Raw genomic sequence first — 17115 nt, 5'->3', positions numbered from 1 at the left:
GCTTGACCTTCTTCATGCGGACTGCGCGGGCGGATGACCTTCAAACCCTCTATGAAATGGCGAAGCTGACGGGCGGCGGCTTCACCAATCTGCCCCCCGACCGCAAATCCTTGGCTGCAAAACTCGAACGGACCGAACAGGCCCTCTCCCGCACGGACGAGAGCATCCAGGACGAACTGATCCTGATGGTGCTGGAAAATGCCCGGACCGGACAGGTGCGCGGCACCTGCCAGATATTCAGCACGGTCGGGCAAAGCTGGCCCTTTTATTCCTATCGCCTCGGCGTCCTCACGCAGCACAGCCGCGAACTGGGCCGCACCTTCCGCGCGCAGATGCTGTCGCTCACCACCGATCTCGAAGGCTCCACCGAAGTCGGCGGCCTCTTCCTCCACCCCCGCGAGCGCGCAGAAGGGCTGGGCCTGCTCCTCGCCCGCAGCCGCTATCTTTACATCCGTAACCACCGCCCGCGCTTCGGCAGCCAGATCATCGCGGAGCTGCGCGGCGTCATCGACGAAGCGGGCGGATCGCCTTTCTGGGACGGCCTTGCCGGGCGTTTCTTCGGCATGAGCTTTCAGGAAGCGGATGAATTCAACGCCATCAACGGCAACCAGTTCATCGCCGACCTGATGCCCAAGACGCCGATCTATACGGCCATGCTGACCGACAGCGCCCGCGCCGTCATCGGCCTGCCCCACCCCAATGGCCGCGCGGCAATGCGGATGCTGGAGACGGAAGGTTTCACCAACCCCGGCTATGTAGACATATTCGACGGCGGCCCGACCATGGTGGGCCAGATCGACTCGCTCCGCACCATCGCGCAGGCGCGCGACGTCACCCTTTCCGCCCTGCACGACAAAAGCGGGGACAAGATGCTGATCGCTACCGGCCGTCTTGCCGATTATCGCTGCACCTACGGCTTCGTGCGCGAGGACGAGGATGGCGCGATCTCGCTGGACGCGGACAGTGCGGCCCTGCTCGGCCTTGAGCCGGGCGAGACATTCAGCATGGCGGGGCGGGCATGAGCGTCAGGGAAATCAATTTCGACGGGCTGATCGGTCCCAGCCACAATTATGCGGGCCTCAGCCTGGGCAACCTCGCCTCCGCCCGCAATGCCGGAGCTGTATCCCGCCCCCGCGCCGCCGCGCTGCAAGGGCTGGAGAAAATGCGCGAAACCATCCGCCTCGGCCTGACGCAGGGCATATTTCTGCCCCAATGGCGGCCCGACAATGCCTGGCTCGCCGCGCTCGGCACTAGTGTCAGCCATGCCGAGCCGCATATCCGCGCCGCCGCGATGTCCGCCTCCTCCATGTGGGCCGCCAACGCGGCGACCGTCTCCCCCGCCAGTGACACCAGCGATGGACGCACCCACCTCACCGTCGCCAATCTCGTGACCATGCCCCACCGCAGCCATGAATGGCCCCAGACGCTTAAGCAGCTTCAGATCGCCTTCGGGGCCAGCGACGCCTTCACGGTCCACGGTCCCATTCCGGCCCCTTTCGGCGACGAAGGCGCGGCCAATCACATGCGCCTCGCCGAAAGCCACGGCGCGCCCGGTGTCGAGGTATTCGTTTACGGCCAGTCCGGCGGCCCCTTCCCCGCCCGCCAGCATGTCGAGGCCAGCAAAGCCGTCGCCCGCCTCCACAGACTCGCCCCCGCCCGCACCCTCTTCGTCCAGCAATCGGAGGAAGCCATCGCGGCGGGCGCCTTCCACAATGACGTGGTCGCCGTCGCCAATGAGCGCGTCCTCTTCACCCATGAACAGGCGTTCGCCGACAAGGAATCCTTCTACGCCGCCCTGCGCGCCGCGCTCCCCTCCGTCGAAATCGTCGAAGTCCCCGCCAGCGCGGTCAGTCTCACCGACGCGATCCGCAGCTATCTCTTCAACGCGCAGCTCGTGACGCTTCCCGACGGAGCCCTCTCGACTTCGCTCGGGACAGGCATGGCCCTCATCCTCCCCACCGAAGCGCGGGAAACGCTCGCCGTCTGGTCCTGGCTCGAACGGATGGTGGCGGGCAACGGCCCCATCCGCCACCTGATCCCCGTCGACGTGCGGCAATCCATGGCGAACGGAGGCGGCCCCGCCTGCCTGCGCCTGCGCGTCGTGGCCGATCCCGCCGACATCGACCCCCGCTTCCTCCTCGACGAAGCCAAGCTCGACCGTATCGCCGCCATTGTCGCGGATTACTGGCCGGAAGAAATCGCTCCGAACGACCTTGGCGACACCCGGCTCATCGCGCGGATCGAACAATCATGGTTAACGCTTGTTGACCATTTGCAGCTTTCGGGCGACTTAATCCCATAGCGGCGGGCGGATGTCGCCAGGTGGGACTGCAATGGAACGGATCAAGCGCCTTTTCACGATCAAGACCAAGTTCGAGGCGTTTCTGGTGATCTACGCCCTTGCCCTTGGCGCGACGGAGCGAGGCATAGTCTATATGCATCAATATCCCGGCTTCGGCGGCCAGTTGCTCGCGCTTGCCTGCACCGGCGCGGTGTTCATGGCGGGCGGCAAGATCCTTGATGCCGTGGAAATGCAACGAGCTTTTTCCCGCTGACCCATTCTCCTCGCTGACGGGCGGGATACCTCCACTTTCGATACGTCTGCGCCTTCGCGTCTCTCAGCGCGCATGTATCCTTTTCTCATAATAATGATGAGGAAGGGGATCGTCCCATGTTCAATGATCGCTACGGCCGAAGCGTCCCGGCTGCCGAGCTTGTCCGCAATTTCGCTCATTGGCGGGAAATTGGCGTGCAGGAACCATTGCTCGTCACGCATCACGGGCGCGAAACGCATATCTTCATGGGGCTGGACCGATTTCGCACCCTGACCCTGAACGGACCGGAAACCCCGCCCGGCCCGGATCATCTTTCCCAGCTATCGACCTGGATTCATCAGGGGCTCATCCTGTGCCGCGCCGATTACACGATCGGCCATGTCAATCCTGCCGCACTGGCCATGACGCGCCGATGGGATCGGCATCTGGCGGGACTGCCGCTCTGGGAAGCCCTGCCCGAACTGGCTGAATCCCTCACCCAATCGCATATCCGGCACAGCATGGAGTCGGGAGAGGGCAGCGCGGCCGACATCCCCTCCCCCTTCCGGGAGAATTGCTGGATACGGTTTGAAACCTTCCCTTTTCCCGATGGCGTGGCCCTGCTGCTGAGCGACATTACGGAAGATGTGCGGCGCAACCGCCTGGCCGATGCGAAAGCCGCCTTGATGCAGGCCATGTGCATCCATGGCGGCGTGGGCCATGTGAAGGTGTCGAGCCGGGGATTCATCGAATTTGCGGACGACATGTTTTGCGCGATGGTCGGGCTGCCGCTCGACCGGCTGATCCACATCAGCCTGACCGATCTGGCCGATCTACCCGCCCGGCCCCGTTTGCGTGAGGAACTGGACCATGTCCTGCGCGGCGAAGGGGAACGCAAGATCGCCACCAGCCTGCTCGCCAACACCGGGGCCGTCGTTCCGGCCGAGATCGGCATCGCGCCTTTGCAGGGTCTCTATGGTTCCGAAGGCGCCGTGCTGGTCATCACGCGGAGGGAGGAACCCGTAAATTCCGTAAAATGAATCCATTTCGGAGGAATAATTCCATTCACCGATAGGGATGGTTTTCCTTTTCTCCTCCCCGCGCGCCGGCTGCCAAAATTACTTACGCAAATCGCGCATCTTCGCTCCACTTGCGGGAAAACCGTCCATTGAACCGGCCTGGCTAGGCTGGAGTCATGGAAAAGCCCCTGCATCCTGCCCGAATGGCCAAGCCGCTCAAGCGAGACATGCGCGGCAGCGTCCTGGTGGAAGCTGCCATCGCGCTCCCCCTGCTCATCGCTCTGTTGCTGGGCATATTGATCTACGGATCATGGTTCATGACGGCGCACAGCCTGCAACAGGCCGCCAATGAAGCCGCCCGCTCTGCCGTAGCAGGACTGGACGCGCCGGAACGGCAGGCGTTGGTGCAACAGAGCGTGGCCGCAAGCGCCGCATCCCTGCCCCTTCGCAACAGCCATCCCATCGGCGTGAACAGCAGCGAGAACGGCGGCTACTTCACCGTCACGCTTGATTACGACCTGTCGGGCAATCCCCTCTTCTCCTCCTCCTTCATACCCGTTCCCTCGCGCACCCTTGAACGCAGCGCCGTCATAAGGATCGACGCACGATGAAGTCATTTTCGCACAGGTTCAGGCCATTTTGCCGCGATCAAAAAGGCGGCGTCACGATACTGCTCGCCGGATCGCTGCTGATGCTCGCGGGGTCGGCGACGGTTGCGGTGGACCTTGGCTCCATCTATCTCGCCAAGCGTCAGTTGCAAGGCATTGCGGATGCCGCCGCGCTCGCCGCGGTCAGCGGAGGTCGCCCCGCCGCCGAACAGCTCATCGCCCGCAGCGGCATCAGCGGCATCTCCCTCACCTCCGTCGAGGACGGCCAATATCGCCCCGACCCCTCCGTCCCCGTCAGCGACCGTTTCGTCGCGGGCGATCCGGCCGGCGGCGCGCTGCGTCTGGAAGTGCGGCGGCGCACGCCGCTGTTTTTCGGCCGTTTGCTGGTGGGTAAGGACGGCGTGAACCTCAACGCCCGCGCCACCGCCGCGCGCAAGGATGCCGCCGCTTTCTCCATCGGCACGGGGCTGGCTTCGGTCAGCGATGGCCTGCCCAACATGCTGCTTTCCAGCCTTGCCGGGACCAGCCTCAATCTTTCGGTGATGGATACGCAGGGGTTGCTCAATGCAAAGGTGGACCTTCTCGGCATGGCCGACGCCCTGCAACTCAGGCTCGGTCGTCAGGACGAAGCCTTCGCCCAATTGTTCGACCGCCACATTCCCGTCGGCGACATCGTCAATGCCGTTGCCGATGGCGTGACGGACAGCCAGACCGCCGCCACACTGCGCCGCATCGGCAACAGCATCCCCGGCCGCACCGTGCGCCTCAAGGACATTATCGATCTGGGACCGTCCGGAAGCACGGGCGACGCGACCGGGCAGCCGACCATTTTGATGGACGCCTTCTCAATGCTCCGCATGATCCTGAACCCCGGGCCGGGAACATCCGTGCCCGTCGATCTGCAACTGGGCGTCCCCGGCCTCAGCAGCACCCGGCTCAAGCTGATCCTGGGCAGCGGTGAAGCGCGCTCCCCGCTGCTCAGCATCACCTCGGATCGCAATGTCGTATTGCGGACGGCCCAGACGCGCATCTATCTGGAAAGCAGCGTGGCGGCGGCGCTTGCCCCCCTCGCATCTGTCCGTATTCCCCTCTATGTCGAACTTGCCTCGGCCGAAGCGCGCCTGTCCGACATCAATTGCGCCCGAAGCGCACCCGGCAATGGCGTCACGCTGCTGGTCACACCTTCCATCGGCACCGTGGCGCTGACCGACGTCGATACGAATGCGCTGACCAATTTCTCCACGCCGCCCAACCTCCGACCCGCAACACTGGCGCAGGCGCTCGGCACCCGCGTCACCGGCTATGCCAATATCGCATTGGGGGGCGTTCAGGCGCAGCCGGTCCATTTCTCTCCGGCGGAAATCAGCGCCCAGCAGACCAAGACCGTCCACACCCAGGATCTGACGCAGGGCCTCGCCGTCAGCCTCCTGAAACAGGCGCAGATCGACGTTTATCTTCTCGGGATCAAGGTCGGCCTCAGTCCCCTGACCGCCCCTATTGGCGCGCTGCTGGGCACGACCGCGCCCCTGCTCGACGGCATATTGAACAATGTGACCGCGCTGCTGGGCGTCCGGCTGGGCACGGCGGATGTGCGCGTTCATGAAATGCGCTGCGGCATAGCCACAATCGTGGCCTGAACCCTTGCCATGCTCCTCTCCTGCCTTCAGGGAGCAAGGCCATGGGCGCCATCATGCTACAGGGAACCGGATCGGACGTCGGCAAGTCCGTGCTCGTCGCCGGACTATGCCGCGCGCTGGTGCGGCGCGGCTACCGCGTCCGTCCCTTCAAGCCGCAGAACATGTCCAACAACGCCGCCGTGACCATCGACAGCGGAGAGATCGGCCGCGCGCAAGCCTTGCAGGCCATGGCCGCGGGCGTCGATCCGCATAGCGACATGAACCCCGTCCTGCTAAAGCCTCAGGCCGATCACACATCGCAGCTCATCGTTAACGGCCGCGTGCGCGGAACGCTGGGTGGAGGGAATTTCCGGCAGGCGCGCGGACAGCTTCTTTCCGAAGTGATGGACAGCTTCAACCGGCTCAGCGCGCAATGCGACATCGTCGTCGTGGAAGGCGCGGGGTCGCCCGCCGAAATCAACCTGCGCGCGGGCGACATCGCCAATATGGGCTTCGCTCGTACAGCCCATGTGCCGGTGATACTGGTTGGCGACATCGACCGGGGCGGCGTCATCGCCTCCATAGTCGGCACCAAGGCCGTCATCGATCCAGAAGACGCCGCCATGATCCGGGGCTTCCTCATCAACAAGTTCCGCGGCGATCCCGCCCTTTTCGAGGATGGCTACCGCCAGATCGAATCGATTTCCGGCTGGCGCGGTTTCGGCGTCATTCCATGGCTCAGCGCCGTCGCCCGCCTGCCCAGCGAAGACGCCGTCATCCTCGAAAAGAACCGGCGCTCGGATAGCACGCGCTTCACCATCGCCTGCCCCATATTGCCCCGCATCTCGAATTTCGACGACCTTGATCCTTTCAAGATCGAACCCGACATCGACCTCGTCATGGTGCCTCCCGGCAGCCCCATTCCGGCGGAAGCATCCCTCGTCATCCTGCCCGGATCGAAAGCGACCGTGGCCGACATGCAGGCCATGCGCGCGCAGGGGTGGGACATCGACATCCTCGCTCACCACCGGCGCGGCGGCGCTGTGCTGGGGATATGCGGCGGTTATCAGATGCTGGGCCGCCGGATCGCCGACCCGCATGGCATCGAAGGCCCGGCGGGCACGATAGAGGGGCTGGGCCTGCTGGACATCGAAACCATATTGTCCGGCGACAAGACCCTGCAACAGGTGGCGGGACGTGCGCTCGGCGCCCCCTTCACCGGCTATGAAATGCATATGGGGCAGAGCGCCGGTCCCGATTGCGGCCGTCCCTTCGCGCATCTGGATGGCGCGCGCCCCGACGGAGCATCCAGCCCCGACGGGCGTGTGCTCGGCACCTATGTCCATGGGCTGTTCGGCAGCACCGTCCTCCGCAAGGCTTTTCTGAACCGGTGGAACCTGTCTTCTTCGGAACAGGATTATGGCGCCAGCGTGAACGCCGCGCTCGATGACATTGCGATGCAACTGGAGGCGCATGTCGACATCACCTCCCTTATCGATCTCGCCACGAACTGAAAGCAGCGCGGTCGATATTCAGTCGATATTTGCCTATATTTCATCCCGCTTTATCACGCGGGACAGCGTCGCCGCATTACAACAGTATATCACCACCATAGTTCCGTTCACCGTTCCATCTGAACGACCGAGCGATAAATCGTTTCGGCAATGAACTGTATACCTTAATTGAAATCAAATATTATAGAGTCGGATCATGGCCTGAAATTGCCATGATTAACGCAATCTATACTTTGAATACATGCGACGATCCGCTTTCGCCGCAAGGATTTATTCAATCATTTTGGCTCAAAAAGAAAGGAGGAAGACCGGGGCTTTTCCTATGCAATAAACCAAAAGAACGGGGGTCGTTCATGTTGAATAAGCTAAAAAGCGTTGGTCCAGCAGGGGCCGGCGCGATGATCCTGCTCGCCTTCAGTGCGACGGCGGCAGTGATGAACATGGGGACATCGCTCCCTTCCACACAAAGCAGCACAACCGCTAGCACTCAAACCTCTACGACAACAACATCATCATCCTATCCTCTCTTATTCACGACGCTCGGTTTCGGGCCCGCTCTGGGCATTTGCTGCGGCTGGCTGTATTGCGCGGACGACCGGCATCGCTGGCGTTTGTTTCACCGCATTCGGATTGATGGGCTTTTCGGGTTGAAGGGCTGGGCTCGGAGTTCTGCGGCGCTGCCGCATGGGCTACGTCGGCGCAGGCTTCAGCCGGAGAACGAGGGCGCGGAACAGGTCGGCATCCGGACAGGCGGAAGCGAAGGCAATGCGGATGCGGCTAGCACTTTCTACGACGCGCGCAGCGACCTTGAGCAGCCGCAGGCGCAAGGTGGTAAACTCCGCGCTTGCCAGAGCAGCGGTCCTGGGCATCGCCTGCTGGATGCGCCATAGCAGCCAGTATGCGGCAGTGTGCAGTATCAGGCGCATCTGATTGGCATTGGCCGAGCGGCACGAGGTTCGGTCGCTGGCGAGCTGGGACTTGTGGCGCTTGATCAGGTTCTCGGCCTGACCACGCGCGCAGTAGAGCGTGTCGTAGATGTGCTCGGCCGATCCTGTTGCCAACGAGGTGACGACATAGCGGATGTCCATGCCCAGCGTGCTGGCCTCGATCCGTGCAACGACGCGACGCTGGCACTTCCAGGTCTTTGCCCCATAGCGGGTCTCGGCATAGTTGCGCAGGACGGGACACTGACGCTGGGCGCGCTTGACCGCGCAGGCATCGGCGACCGCAACAATGGCGGGATCGGCGCGCAGCGCTGAATTGGTGGGCAGGCCGAACACGTAATCGACGCGGGCCGCATCGCAGTAGGCCATGACCTCGGGTCGACCATAGTGCCCGTCGCCGCGGATAGTGATGTGGGTATCGGGCCAATTACGGCGCAGGTGACGCACCAGGCGTCGGATGTGCCCCGCCGCCTCCTTTCCAGAAGGCGTCTTGCCTGTGCGCAGCAGCATGGCCACCGGCCTGCCGGTCGCGGTGTCGTAGATATGGATCGGTAGGAAGCAGCGCTCCCCATGATGCCCGTTCCAGAACGAGAGCTGTTGATAGCCATGCACGACGTCGCACGTGTCGTCGATATCCAGCGTGACCGCTGTCGGAGGGGCGGGATAGCTGGCGCAGTAGATGTCGATCATCGCGGCCATCATGCTGGCCAGTTCGCGCGTAGTCGGTGCATTTTCCCACCGGCTCATCGTCGGTTGGCTGGCCAGCCCCGCGCCCGATTCCGGCAGCTTGCCGAGCGCCAGGCGGAAGCCTGGATCGTCGCGCAGAGCATCGAGATCATCGGCATCCTCATAGCCGCACGCAATCGCGAACACACGGGCACGCAGAATGTCATCCAGGCGATGGATCACCCGCGCTGGATCGCGCGGATCGGCAATACAAGCCGCCAGGCGCTGGCAAATCCCCATCGCGCGCTCGGCCTGTGCAAGCAGTAGAACACCGCCATCCGAGGTAAGCCGGCCACCGTCGAACGCAGCTGTGATTTTCTTGCGGCCGACTGCTGGGAATCCAAATGAGCTTGCGATATCATCGTTCATGGCGGGTGTGGCCCGTGGCATTTTCTGCCCTGCGGCAGGTTCGGCTTAGACACCCAGTTCCTAATTCAGATCAGAGGCTTACGCCACTCCCGCCAACCCTTCAGGACACTTTTGGTGAATAAGGCGGGCTATGCGGCAGCATCCACCACCAGCAGCGTGGACTATAGCGGTCGCACCGAAGGCGCCTTCGCCTCCTTCAATTTCGCAAGCGGCACGAAACTGCCGGACAAGGCAACGGCCTCGCTGGGCAACGCCACATTCCAGCCAGGCGTCAACGTCGCCTATGTCCCGCTCACGCTGGACCGGCCCACGCCCAATACGGTCATCATCCGCCTCACCACCGTCAACGGTTCAGGCACCAGTGCGGCCAAATCCAACATCAATTACCAGACTGTCGATACGGTCGCCATTTTCCGCCCCGGCGATCCGCTGCGGCAGACCGTCGCCGTGCCCATCATCACCGCGCAGGATGGACAACAGTTCCAGCTCAAGATGCGCGAAGCCCCATGGGGTGGCCTGCAAGGTCAATCCACCGCGACCGTCACCGCCAGCAGCAGCGCGACCGCCACGGCCAAGGCAACGGGCACGTTCCGCGCCCCGCGCACCTTCGCCGCGACCGGCACGCTCCAGTTCGAGCTTCAGAAGGAAACGCACAAGCGTTCACCCGAAGGCGGATGGAACCGCTGGGCGACGTCGCTCGCCAATGGCCGCACGCAGATCGCGAATGAGGAAACCGGTCTTTATCTCGATTCGTCGGTATTTCCCGGCGTCGAAGGGCCGGTCTACTGGAGCGACAAGGGTCTGGTCCTGCACAGCCAGAAGCTCAAACAGCCCATCTATTATGAAGGGCGCAACTGGTCTTATGGCGCTTCGGTGCTGGATGGCCGGAACTATCTGGCGACCCAGATCGGCTATGGCCAATATGAATGGGACGCGAAAATGCCCGACCGGCGCGGCGCATGGCCCGCCTTCTGGCTTGTGTCGACCAGCGGCTGGCCGCCGGAAATCGACGTCTATGAAGGGTTCGGCCAGCAAAGCTACTGGGATTTCGACCGCTATGTCGCGCACACCATCCACGGCGGCGCGAACATCACCCGCACCTTTCAGAGCGGCGCGGTCATACAGACCGATCAGGCTTATGGCTGGAGCGGCTACAGCCAGGATTTCCACCGCTATGCCATCGATATCCAGCGCGACTACATCACCTGGTTCATCGACGGGAAGGAAAGCTATCAGTCGGTCAATCCTTTTAACGGATTCCGCTGGTATCCGATCATGGACGTCGCCGTCAAAACCAACAGCGCCTATGATGACGGCAGGGGCGACATGATTATTCGCGGCTTCAAAATCTATTCCACGCCTTGATGATCCGCGCGCTCCTTTCCCCGCCATCTGAGGGGGAAGGAGCGCGCCTATCCCAGCAACAGGGCCGACAGCCACCACCCCGGCACAGCCGCCACGGCCAGAAACGTGCCCAGCGGAACCTGCGTCGTGCGCTCCACCATTTTGCCCAGCACCATGCTTCCAGCCATTGCCAGCAGGCCCGTTCCAGCCGCCAGCAACAGGATGAACGGCAGCGCCTGCCACCCGAACCAAGCCCCCAGCGCGCCCAACAGCTTCGCGTCGCCCAGCCCCAGCCCCTCGCGCCCGCGCGCCAGCCGATAGCCCTGCGACACCGCTAGCAGCGCCAGATAGCCCGCCACCGCGCCGATCGCCCGGTCCGTCAACGCTGCATCCGTCACCCACAGACCAAGGGTGAAGCCCAGGAAGGCAAGCGGCAGGGTCAATGCGTCAGGCAACCAGAAATGCCGCCAGTCCAGCACCGCCAGCGTCAGCAATATCCATCCCAACAGCGCCCAGCCAACCCCCGCCACATCCGGCGCGAAGCCGACCGCCAGCGCCCCGATCATGGCGCAACCGGCTTCCACCCGGCCATGCAGGGGATCGATCCTCGCTCCGCACGTCCGGCATTTCCCCCGATGCACCATAGCGCTCAGCAGCGGAACCAGATCGCCCGCGCCCAGCGTCCGCCCACACCCGTCGCAGGCCGAACGCCCCCGCATGACGCCCCGTCCCTGCGGCCAGCGCAGGATCAGCGTCGCGAGGAAACTGCCCGCGATCGCACCGGCAATCCCGCCGGACAGGGCGGCCAGAGGCTCGATCACAGCGTCCCTTCGACCTTCAGCACGCGAACGCCACCCGCTTCGGCAAAGCCCGCGCTGGCCAGCGCCGCCGCCAGCGTTGGATCGGCCGTCTCCACCCGCATTTCCGCCACATAGCGGCCTGACCGCCAGATCCGCAGATCGATCTTTTCCATGCCGGACTGGCTCACCAGCGGCAGCAGCAGCGCCTCCCCGTCGCAGCGGACCTCCCCCGACAGCCCCTGCGCCAGATTCAGCCCCGGCCATTGCCCCGCCATATGGGCGCGCACCCGTCCTTCCGCATGACCGCAAAGCGTGCCGGTGAAAGTGGCCGTCACATCGTTCATCGAAAAACTGCTCAGCGGCAGCGGTGCAAAGCTGCGGCCCAGAGGAACGGGGCCTGTCAGATCGTCCACGCCGATCCTGCCGAAACCGGCGGTGATCGCCCCGCTTATATCGTCCGCCGCGCCCGTTCGCCGCCACAGGTCGAACCGCGCCCGCCCCATCAGCAACGACGCCGGCGACAACCCGGCATGAACGGAACCGAGCGAAGTTTCGCCCAGCATCAGCCGGTCGATCCGCCCGCTCCACAGCACGCCGCGCACATCGCGGGCCGACAGCCCGAACCGCTCCAGCCCGGCCATGCCCAACGCCATCCGCATCGGCAGGAACAGCAGCAGGCCCGCCGCGAATATCAGGATCAGCGCGATCCGCATCCGCCGCGACAGGGAAAGGCCCATCATTGCGCCGCTCCCCGCACCAGCACCGCCTGCACCGATATGCTGCCCGCCGTCGGCGATGGCCGCGCGCTCATCGTTTCTACTCTGACGCCCTGCGCCTCCAGCCCGGCAAGCCATGTCAGGAGCGCCATGGGCCGGACGGCGGCGATGGCGATGTCCATCCGGTCGGCGCCTTGCGCCTGTGCGCGTTCCAGCGTCAGTCCCGCTTCGCCCGCGCTCTGCCCGACAAACTGGTCCAGCGGCGTTCCGGACGAGGCCGGCGCGGCGGCGCGCGGCAGGGACTTGAGCAGCTTCACCTTGCCCCGGATCGACGCATGGCGGTCGGTCGCCTCGCCCAGCGCCGCATGCGCCGACCGCTGCGCCAGCTCCAGCGGCCGCACGATGCCCAGCCACAGCGCGACAACCGCCAGCAGCGCGAACATCACGCCCAGCATCCATTGCTCGCGTGGCGACCGTTCGCCCCACATCGTTTTCCACCGTTCCATCATGGCCGCACCGTTATGTCCGCCAGCGTCCGCCCGCCCGGGTCCTGGGACGGCGTGGCCGTGATCGTGAAGCCCGCCGCCTGCAAGGCCAGCAGCACGCTGTTGATGTCATCCGCCTTTGCCGCCGCCAGCGTCGCCCGGATCATCCCGTCGGCATCGCGCGACAAGGCCGTCATGGACACGCCCGGACTATCCTGCATCGCACGCATCAGCCCCGCGACCGGCGCCGTGAAGGCATAGCCGCCCGCACCCCGCGCCGCGAGTTGCCGATCCATCTCGCTTTCCGCTGACGCTACGTCGGTGGCATCCGGCAGCACTTCCCGCGCCAATGTCAGGCTTTGGGCGTCCAGCCGTTTGGCCGCCATATGTTCCCGCGTCACGCCAACAACGGAGATCAACAGGCTGACCAGCAGGACGAAGCCGCTCCAAAGCGCGATCCGCCCCAGCGTCTTTTTGTCCCAATCGCGTCGCGTGCGCCTGGCGAAATCGCCCTGCCGCAGGTTAAGCGCAGGCCTTTCCAGCGCCGCGATCGCCCGCGCCTCCACCTGCGCCCGAGCGACTTCCTGCACCTCCGCCTCGCCGACCATTTCGGCCAATGCCATATCGCCGCTGAACGCCACGTCCCGCCCGCGCCACACCGCCGCGCCGCCAATGATGCCGCGCGCAAAGCCCTCCTCCGGCTCCGGCAGCAACAAAGGCGCGGGCACGATCATGTCCGGGTCCAGCCCATGATGCTGCGCCCAAAGCAGCCAATGCTGCATATCGCTCCGCGCCGCGAGCGCCACCAGATGCGGCCTTGCCGGGTCGTCATTCTCATCCGCCGCCGCGAACAACTGGTCCGGCGGCACGATCCCCCCGGCTAGCGCCGCCAGCCGCGCCACGCTGCGCCCCTGCCGCACGGGCAGATCGGGATGCAGCGCCCAGTGCAGCGTCACCAGCGCTGCGGGCGGCACCAGCATAACAACCATTTCCGACGGCAGCGCCGTCAGTCCGCAGGCCGCCAGCCAGTTCGCCCCCGCGCCCCGCTGCACGACCGCGCCATCCACCACCCGCATCCACAGCGGCTCCCCGCCCGCTTCGTCTGGCAGAGCGACGATCAATCCTTCGCGCCCGCTCATGCGCCGCTTCCCCAATTGCGCCGCACCAGCGTCGCCGGGCTTTGCCGGGCGTCGATCAGCCCGCGCTCCACCATCTGCGTTCCCCCGACATTCACCGCCACGTCCACCCCGAAAAATCCTGTCGTCACTTTCACCTGCTGCGCCGCTTCCTCCAGCGGATTGATGCCCACCTGCTTCTGCACGTCCCAGAACTGCTTCACGCTGCCGTAGCCCTGCTCCGGCCGCTGCGCCAGCACTTGCCGCGCCTGCGCCACGCTCATCTGCCCTTGCAGCAGCATGACCAGCAAGGGCGCCTGATCGGGCAGCAGCGTATTCACATTGATCGGCGACAGGTCCGCCGTCGGCAGCGCGCACACCCAGGGCTGCGCCAGATCGTAGATGGCGGGCGTCACCCCATGCACCGCCCGCAATTCGCTCGCGTCCACCATGAAGCGGTTGGCCGTGCGATAGGGCCGCTCCGCCTGCGCGTAGGTTTCATCCTCCGCCCCGCCAGGCTGCGGCATGCTGTCGCTGTCGATCCAGTCCGCCAGCGAAGCCGCCACCACCTGCGCCTGCCGCGCATCGACGCCCAACGCCTGCAACAGCGCCTGGAATTGCGACACGCCCACCGGCCGCACCTTCAAATTCGCCTCGCTCTCTCCCGCCACCACGCTGTTGAGGTTGAAGCAATTCCCCCCGTCGTTCACCCGCGCCGTCACCATTCCGCCGGGCACCGGAATATCGCGCGGCGCGCCCATCCATCCGCCCGCCAGCGTCGTCTTGCCCGGATTGGCCGCCACCAGATCGCCAATCTTCAGCCGCGCAATCTCCATCCCCGCATCGGCAAAGGCCCGCGCCTGATCGACCGCGCCGCCATTGCCCGTCATCCGCGTCGCCAGCGCCAGCCGCTCCAGCGCGGAGGCCGCCACCACCGCCATCACCGCCACCAGCAGCAGCACCGTCAGCAGAGCCGCGCCCCGCTCACCGTCTTTCCGAGGGTCAGCCAAGATCAGCCTCCCCCTCGACCGCTCGTTCTTCCACCGGACCCGGCCCCACCAGAAAACGCAACGTCACCGGCGGCTCACCCGTCCGCGTCACCGTCATCTCGACCGCGCGCGGCATCAGGTCTGGCTGCGTCGGCGTCCATTCCTCGCGCCACTCCCCATCCGCATCGCGAAAGCGCAAAGCCACATCCTCGACATGATCGAGCAGCGCGGCAGGCTCATCCCCCGCCGCCCCATCGACCTGTGCATAGGTCCGCCGCTCCAACCTTCCCTGCCGCACCCAATATTCAACCTTCTGGAGCGAAGGCCGCGGCAGGTTGCCCAGATTGTCCCAGCCACCCCGCACGAACTGCATCGCCGGCATCCCCTCGCCCTCGCGATGAGACCAGAAGGCGGGCGCCAGCGTCCCCGTTTCGGTGCGGCTGATGCGCGGCACCGCCTGCCCCAGATCGGCCGCCAGCGCGCCGCCCGCCCGCTGCACCGCCGCCAGATCGTCGAGCCGCGCCTTCACCTGCGCCTGCGCCGACACGCTATTGCCCAGCAACAGCACGCCCGCGCCCGCCAGCATCGCAAAGATCATCAGCGCGACAAGCAGTTCGATCAGCGTGAAGCCGTGTTCGGCGGAACGCTCCAAAGACGTGAAGCCGTGTTCGGCGGAACGCTTCAAAGACGTAAAGCCCCGCTCACGGCGCGTTCCGGGAGCCTGCATCACCCCACCACCCGCACGAAGCTCAACGCCACCGGCGAAGCGCCCGGTTGCCCATCGACGGTCAGGTCCACCTGCAACAGCCGCTTGTCGTCGGTCGCCTTCACTGCGCGTTTCCAATGCCAGCGCCGTCCGCCATTTTCGACGTCGCCCTCTTCCTCGCCGACCGAAGGCGGCGCGGGATCGGTCTGCGTCTCGACCATCAGGTTGCGCGCCACGATCTGCCCCAGCGCCTTGCTGTCGAGATCGGCGGCGGTCCGCAGCGTCACCCCCTGCAAGCGCACCAGCGCCAGCGCCGCCAGGCTGAACACCGCCAAGGCCACCAGCATTTCGAGCAGCGTGAAACCGCGTTCACCACGACAAAGAGCGGGATCACCCACCGACCATGACCTTTCCGGCCATATCGACCGTCACCGACACCCGCTCGCCTTCCCGCGCCAGCGTCACCTTGAGCGGATCGGTGGGAAGGCCCGTTCCGTCGAAACCGATCTGCCGCAATCCTTCCTTGCCCACCAGCGCCCGCGTGCCCGCTTTCCAGTTGGCGGTGACGAAGGGCTTGTCCTCCACCGTTACCCACTGCGCGCCTTCCCGGCGCTGAAAGCCATAGCCGGAAGCCGACACCCACACGCCCATCGGACGTGAGGTGACGACCGCTTCGTCGCGCGCGGCGGCAACGCGCGCGGCAAAGCGGTCGGCATCCTCGATCACCCGCCCACGCGGGTCCGGCATCGCCAGCACGACGGCCGCCGAAATAAAACCGATGATCGTCAGCACGACCATCAGTTCGATCAGCGTGAAGCCCTGTTGGGCGGAACGCTCCAAAGACGTGAAGCCCTGTTGGGCGGAACGTCTCACGGCCGTGAAGCCGTGTTCGGCGGAACGCTCCAAAGAACCGAAGCCCTGTTCGTCGGCACGCTTCAAAAACATGAAGCCGCGCACCCCACCCCCGTTCGCTTCGAGCGCAGTCGAGAAGCCACCCACACGCTTCTCAACTACCGCGTGTCGTGCCGTTACGAACATGCCAGACCTTTCCCCGATAGGTAGGCCAGCGCACCATCAAAGCGCGCTGGAATAAAGATCGGCATTCTCATTCTCGCCGCCCGGCTGGCCATCCGCGCCCAGCGACACGATGTCGAATGAACCCTTCCTGCCCGGCACGACATAGCTATAGGGCCGCCCCCACGGATCGTTGGGCAGCTTCTTGATATAACCCCCGCGCCGGTAACGCTGCGGCTGCGTCAGCGAAGCAGGCGGCGTCAGCAGCGCCTGCAACCCGTCCGTTCCCGCCGGATAGGTCAGGTTATCGAGCCGATATTGCTCCAGCGCCTGCTCGATGGTGGAAATATCCGCCTTCGCCTTTTCGATCCGCGCCGTGTCGGTCGCCGGAATGACGTTGATCGCCACGATCGTCGCCAGCAGGCCGATGATGACGATCACGACCATAAGTTCGACCAGCGTGAAGCCGTGTTCGGCGGAACGCCTCACGGGCGTGAAGCCGTGTTCGGCGGAACGCCTCATGAACATGAAGCCGTGTTCGGCGGAACGCCTGCCTGACGGGTTATTCCCTCCCCCGTTCGCCCCGATCCTGTCGAAGGGCGAGCGCCAGCGGGAT

The 17115-nt window shown here is 64.8% G+C and carries 19 protein-coding genes; 8 read left to right on the top strand and 11 right to left on the bottom strand.

All coding sequences use genetic code 11. From position 1 onward, the window contains the following. Positions 1 to 2 precede the first annotated feature (2 nt). The 7 genes from LDB26_RS06875 to LDB26_RS06845 all read left to right on the top strand — a co-directional run bounded on the left by LDB26_RS06875 (position 3) and on the right by LDB26_RS06845 (position 7291). Positions 3 to 1022 carry an arginine N-succinyltransferase gene (locus tag LDB26_RS06875; RefSeq protein ID WP_257541311.1) on the top strand — a complete coding sequence of 340 codons (1020 nt, stop codon included), beginning with the start codon at positions 3 to 5 and terminating at the stop codon, positions 1020 to 1022. After that, positions 1019 to 2302 (top strand): N-succinylarginine dihydrolase, encoded by a 1284-nt coding sequence (locus tag LDB26_RS06870; RefSeq protein ID WP_257541308.1) that lies wholly within the window; start codon positions 1019 to 1021, stop codon positions 2300 to 2302. Before LDB26_RS06875 ends, LDB26_RS06870 begins: the two co-directional genes overlap by 4 nt. Positions 2303 to 2333: 31 nt before the next feature. After that, complete coding sequence (locus LDB26_RS06865) at positions 2334 to 2555, top strand: hypothetical protein (RefSeq protein ID WP_062065241.1); 222 nt, start codon at positions 2334 to 2336, stop codon at positions 2553 to 2555. Positions 2556 to 2671: 116 nt separating this feature from the next. After that, the gene (locus LDB26_RS06860) at positions 2672 to 3574 is read left to right on the top strand and encodes a PAS domain-containing protein (RefSeq protein WP_257541306.1); all 903 of its coding nucleotides are present in this window, start codon (positions 2672 to 2674) and stop codon (positions 3572 to 3574) included. Between the two features lie 155 nt (positions 3575 to 3729). After that, the gene (locus tag LDB26_RS06855) at positions 3730 to 4164 is read left to right on the top strand and encodes a TadE/TadG family type IV pilus assembly protein (protein ID WP_062065236.1); all 435 of its coding nucleotides are present in this window, start codon (positions 3730 to 3732) and stop codon (positions 4162 to 4164) included. After that, positions 4161 to 5798, top strand: coding sequence for a pilus assembly protein TadG-related protein (locus LDB26_RS06850; protein ID WP_062065233.1), 1638 nt, complete (start codon positions 4161 to 4163; stop codon positions 5796 to 5798). Before LDB26_RS06855 ends, LDB26_RS06850 begins: the two co-directional genes overlap by 4 nt. Positions 5799 to 5839: 41 nt before the next feature. Then, positions 5840 to 7291 carry a cobyric acid synthase gene (locus LDB26_RS06845; protein ID WP_257541304.1) on the top strand — a complete coding sequence of 484 codons (1452 nt, stop codon included), beginning with the start codon at positions 5840 to 5842 and terminating at the stop codon, positions 7289 to 7291. Positions 7292 to 7565: 274 nt separating this feature from the next. Here LDB26_RS06845 and LDB26_RS06840 read toward each other — a convergent pair whose 3' ends face one another. Together LDB26_RS06840 and LDB26_RS06835 are read right to left on the bottom strand one after the other, a co-directional pair. Then, on the bottom strand, positions 7566 to 7733 hold the full coding sequence (locus tag LDB26_RS06840; RefSeq protein ID WP_257541302.1) for a hypothetical protein: 168 nt from the start codon (positions 7731 to 7733) through the stop codon (positions 7566 to 7568). 247 nt (positions 7734 to 7980) lie between these two features. Beyond that, positions 7981 to 9330 (bottom strand): IS1380-like element ISSp1 family transposase, encoded by a 1350-nt coding sequence (locus LDB26_RS06835; protein ID WP_013039775.1) that lies wholly within the window; start codon positions 9328 to 9330, stop codon positions 7981 to 7983. Between the two features lie 114 nt (positions 9331 to 9444). On the opposite strand from LDB26_RS06835, the gene LDB26_RS06830 reads away from it, so the two are divergent. Continuing rightward, positions 9445 to 10695, top strand: coding sequence for a family 16 glycosylhydrolase (locus tag LDB26_RS06830; RefSeq protein WP_257541300.1), 1251 nt, complete (start codon positions 9445 to 9447; stop codon positions 10693 to 10695). A 47-nt stretch (positions 10696 to 10742) separates the two neighbouring features. On the opposite strand, the gene LDB26_RS06825 is transcribed toward LDB26_RS06830, so the two are convergent. From LDB26_RS06825 to gspG, 9 genes are all read right to left on the bottom strand, one after another. Beyond that, positions 10743 to 11495 carry an A24 family peptidase gene (locus LDB26_RS06825; protein WP_257541298.1) on the bottom strand — a complete coding sequence of 251 codons (753 nt, stop codon included), beginning with the start codon at positions 11493 to 11495 and terminating at the stop codon, positions 10743 to 10745. Further along, positions 11492 to 12214, bottom strand: coding sequence for a type II secretion system protein N (gene gspN / locus LDB26_RS06820; protein WP_257541296.1), 723 nt, complete (start codon positions 12212 to 12214; stop codon positions 11492 to 11494). The genes LDB26_RS06825 and gspN overlap by 4 nt, the downstream gene beginning before the upstream one ends. Beyond that, complete coding sequence (locus LDB26_RS06815; protein WP_257541294.1) at positions 12211 to 12699, bottom strand: type II secretion system protein M; 489 nt, start codon at positions 12697 to 12699, stop codon at positions 12211 to 12213. Before LDB26_RS06815 ends, gspN begins: the two co-directional genes overlap by 4 nt. After that, the gene (gene gspL, locus LDB26_RS06810) at positions 12696 to 13814 is read right to left on the bottom strand and encodes a type II secretion system protein GspL (RefSeq protein ID WP_257541292.1); all 1119 of its coding nucleotides are present in this window, start codon (positions 13812 to 13814) and stop codon (positions 12696 to 12698) included. Before gspL ends, LDB26_RS06815 begins: the two co-directional genes overlap by 4 nt. Beyond that, entirely contained in the window at positions 13811 to 14800 is a 990-nt protein-coding gene (gene gspK / locus LDB26_RS06805; RefSeq protein WP_257541289.1) for a type II secretion system minor pseudopilin GspK, read from the bottom strand. Before gspK ends, gspL begins: the two co-directional genes overlap by 4 nt. Continuing rightward, a complete protein-coding gene (gspJ, locus tag LDB26_RS06800; RefSeq protein WP_257541287.1) occupies positions 14793 to 15464 on the bottom strand; it encodes a type II secretion system minor pseudopilin GspJ in 672 nt (223 codons plus the stop codon). Before gspJ ends, gspK begins: the two co-directional genes overlap by 8 nt. Positions 15465 to 15505: 41 nt before the next feature. Beyond that, entirely contained in the window at positions 15506 to 15883 is a 378-nt protein-coding gene (gene gspI, locus LDB26_RS06795) for a type II secretion system minor pseudopilin GspI (protein WP_082635207.1), read from the bottom strand. Continuing rightward, entirely contained in the window at positions 15876 to 16430 is a 555-nt protein-coding gene (gene gspH / locus LDB26_RS06790; RefSeq protein ID WP_257541999.1) for a type II secretion system minor pseudopilin GspH, read from the bottom strand. Before gspH ends, gspI begins: the two co-directional genes overlap by 8 nt. Positions 16431 to 16559: 129 nt before the next feature. Then, on the bottom strand, positions 16560 to 17027 hold the full coding sequence (gene gspG / locus LDB26_RS06785; protein ID WP_021246441.1) for a type II secretion system major pseudopilin GspG: 468 nt from the start codon (positions 17025 to 17027) through the stop codon (positions 16560 to 16562). Positions 17028 to 17115 lie beyond the last annotated feature (88 nt).

This window comes from Sphingobium sp. CFD-1, from assembly GCF_024611115.1.
Lineage (GTDB): Bacteria > Pseudomonadota > Alphaproteobacteria > Sphingomonadales > Sphingomonadaceae > Sphingobium > Sphingobium baderi_A.
The sequence above is the reverse complement of the archived record's forward strand: the minus strand, read 5'-3'. Positions and strand labels throughout refer to the sequence as shown.

Excerpts from the sequence above, each read along its gene's own strand:
- LDB26_RS06870 (WP_257541308.1), top strand. The coding sequence starts at position 1,019 with ATGAGCGTCAGGGAAATCAATTTCGACGGGCTGATCGGTCCCAGCCAC.
- LDB26_RS06865 (WP_062065241.1), top strand. The coding sequence starts at position 2,334 with ATGGAACGGATCAAGCGCCTTTTCACGATCAAGACCAAGTTCGAGGCG.
- LDB26_RS06860 (WP_257541306.1), top strand. The coding sequence starts at position 2,672 with ATGTTCAATGATCGCTACGGCCGAAGCGTCCCGGCTGCCGAGCTTGTC.
- LDB26_RS06855 (WP_062065236.1), top strand. The coding sequence starts at position 3,730 with ATGGAAAAGCCCCTGCATCCTGCCCGAATGGCCAAGCCGCTCAAGCGA.
- LDB26_RS06850 (WP_062065233.1), top strand. The coding sequence starts at position 4,161 with ATGAAGTCATTTTCGCACAGGTTCAGGCCATTTTGCCGCGATCAAAAA.
- LDB26_RS06845 (WP_257541304.1), top strand. The coding sequence starts at position 5,840 with ATGGGCGCCATCATGCTACAGGGAACCGGATCGGACGTCGGCAAGTCC.
- LDB26_RS06840 (WP_257541302.1), bottom strand. The coding sequence starts at position 7,733 with ATGTTCATCACTGCCGCCGTCGCACTGAAGGCGAGCAGGATCATCGCG.
- LDB26_RS06835 (WP_013039775.1), bottom strand. The coding sequence starts at position 9,330 with ATGAACGATGATATCGCAAGCTCATTTGGATTCCCAGCAGTCGGCCGC.
- gspN (WP_257541296.1), bottom strand. The coding sequence starts at position 12,214 with ATGATGGGCCTTTCCCTGTCGCGGCGGATGCGGATCGCGCTGATCCTG.
- LDB26_RS06815 (WP_257541294.1), bottom strand. The coding sequence starts at position 12,699 with ATGATGGAACGGTGGAAAACGATGTGGGGCGAACGGTCGCCACGCGAG.
- gspL (WP_257541292.1), bottom strand. The coding sequence starts at position 13,814 with ATGAGCGGGCGCGAAGGATTGATCGTCGCTCTGCCAGACGAAGCGGGC.
- gspH (WP_257541999.1), bottom strand. The coding sequence starts at position 16,430 with ATGTTTTTGAAGCGTGCCGACGAACAGGGCTTCGGTTCTTTGGAGCGT.
- gspG (WP_021246441.1), bottom strand. The coding sequence starts at position 17,027 with ATGTTCATGAGGCGTTCCGCCGAACACGGCTTCACGCCCGTGAGGCGT.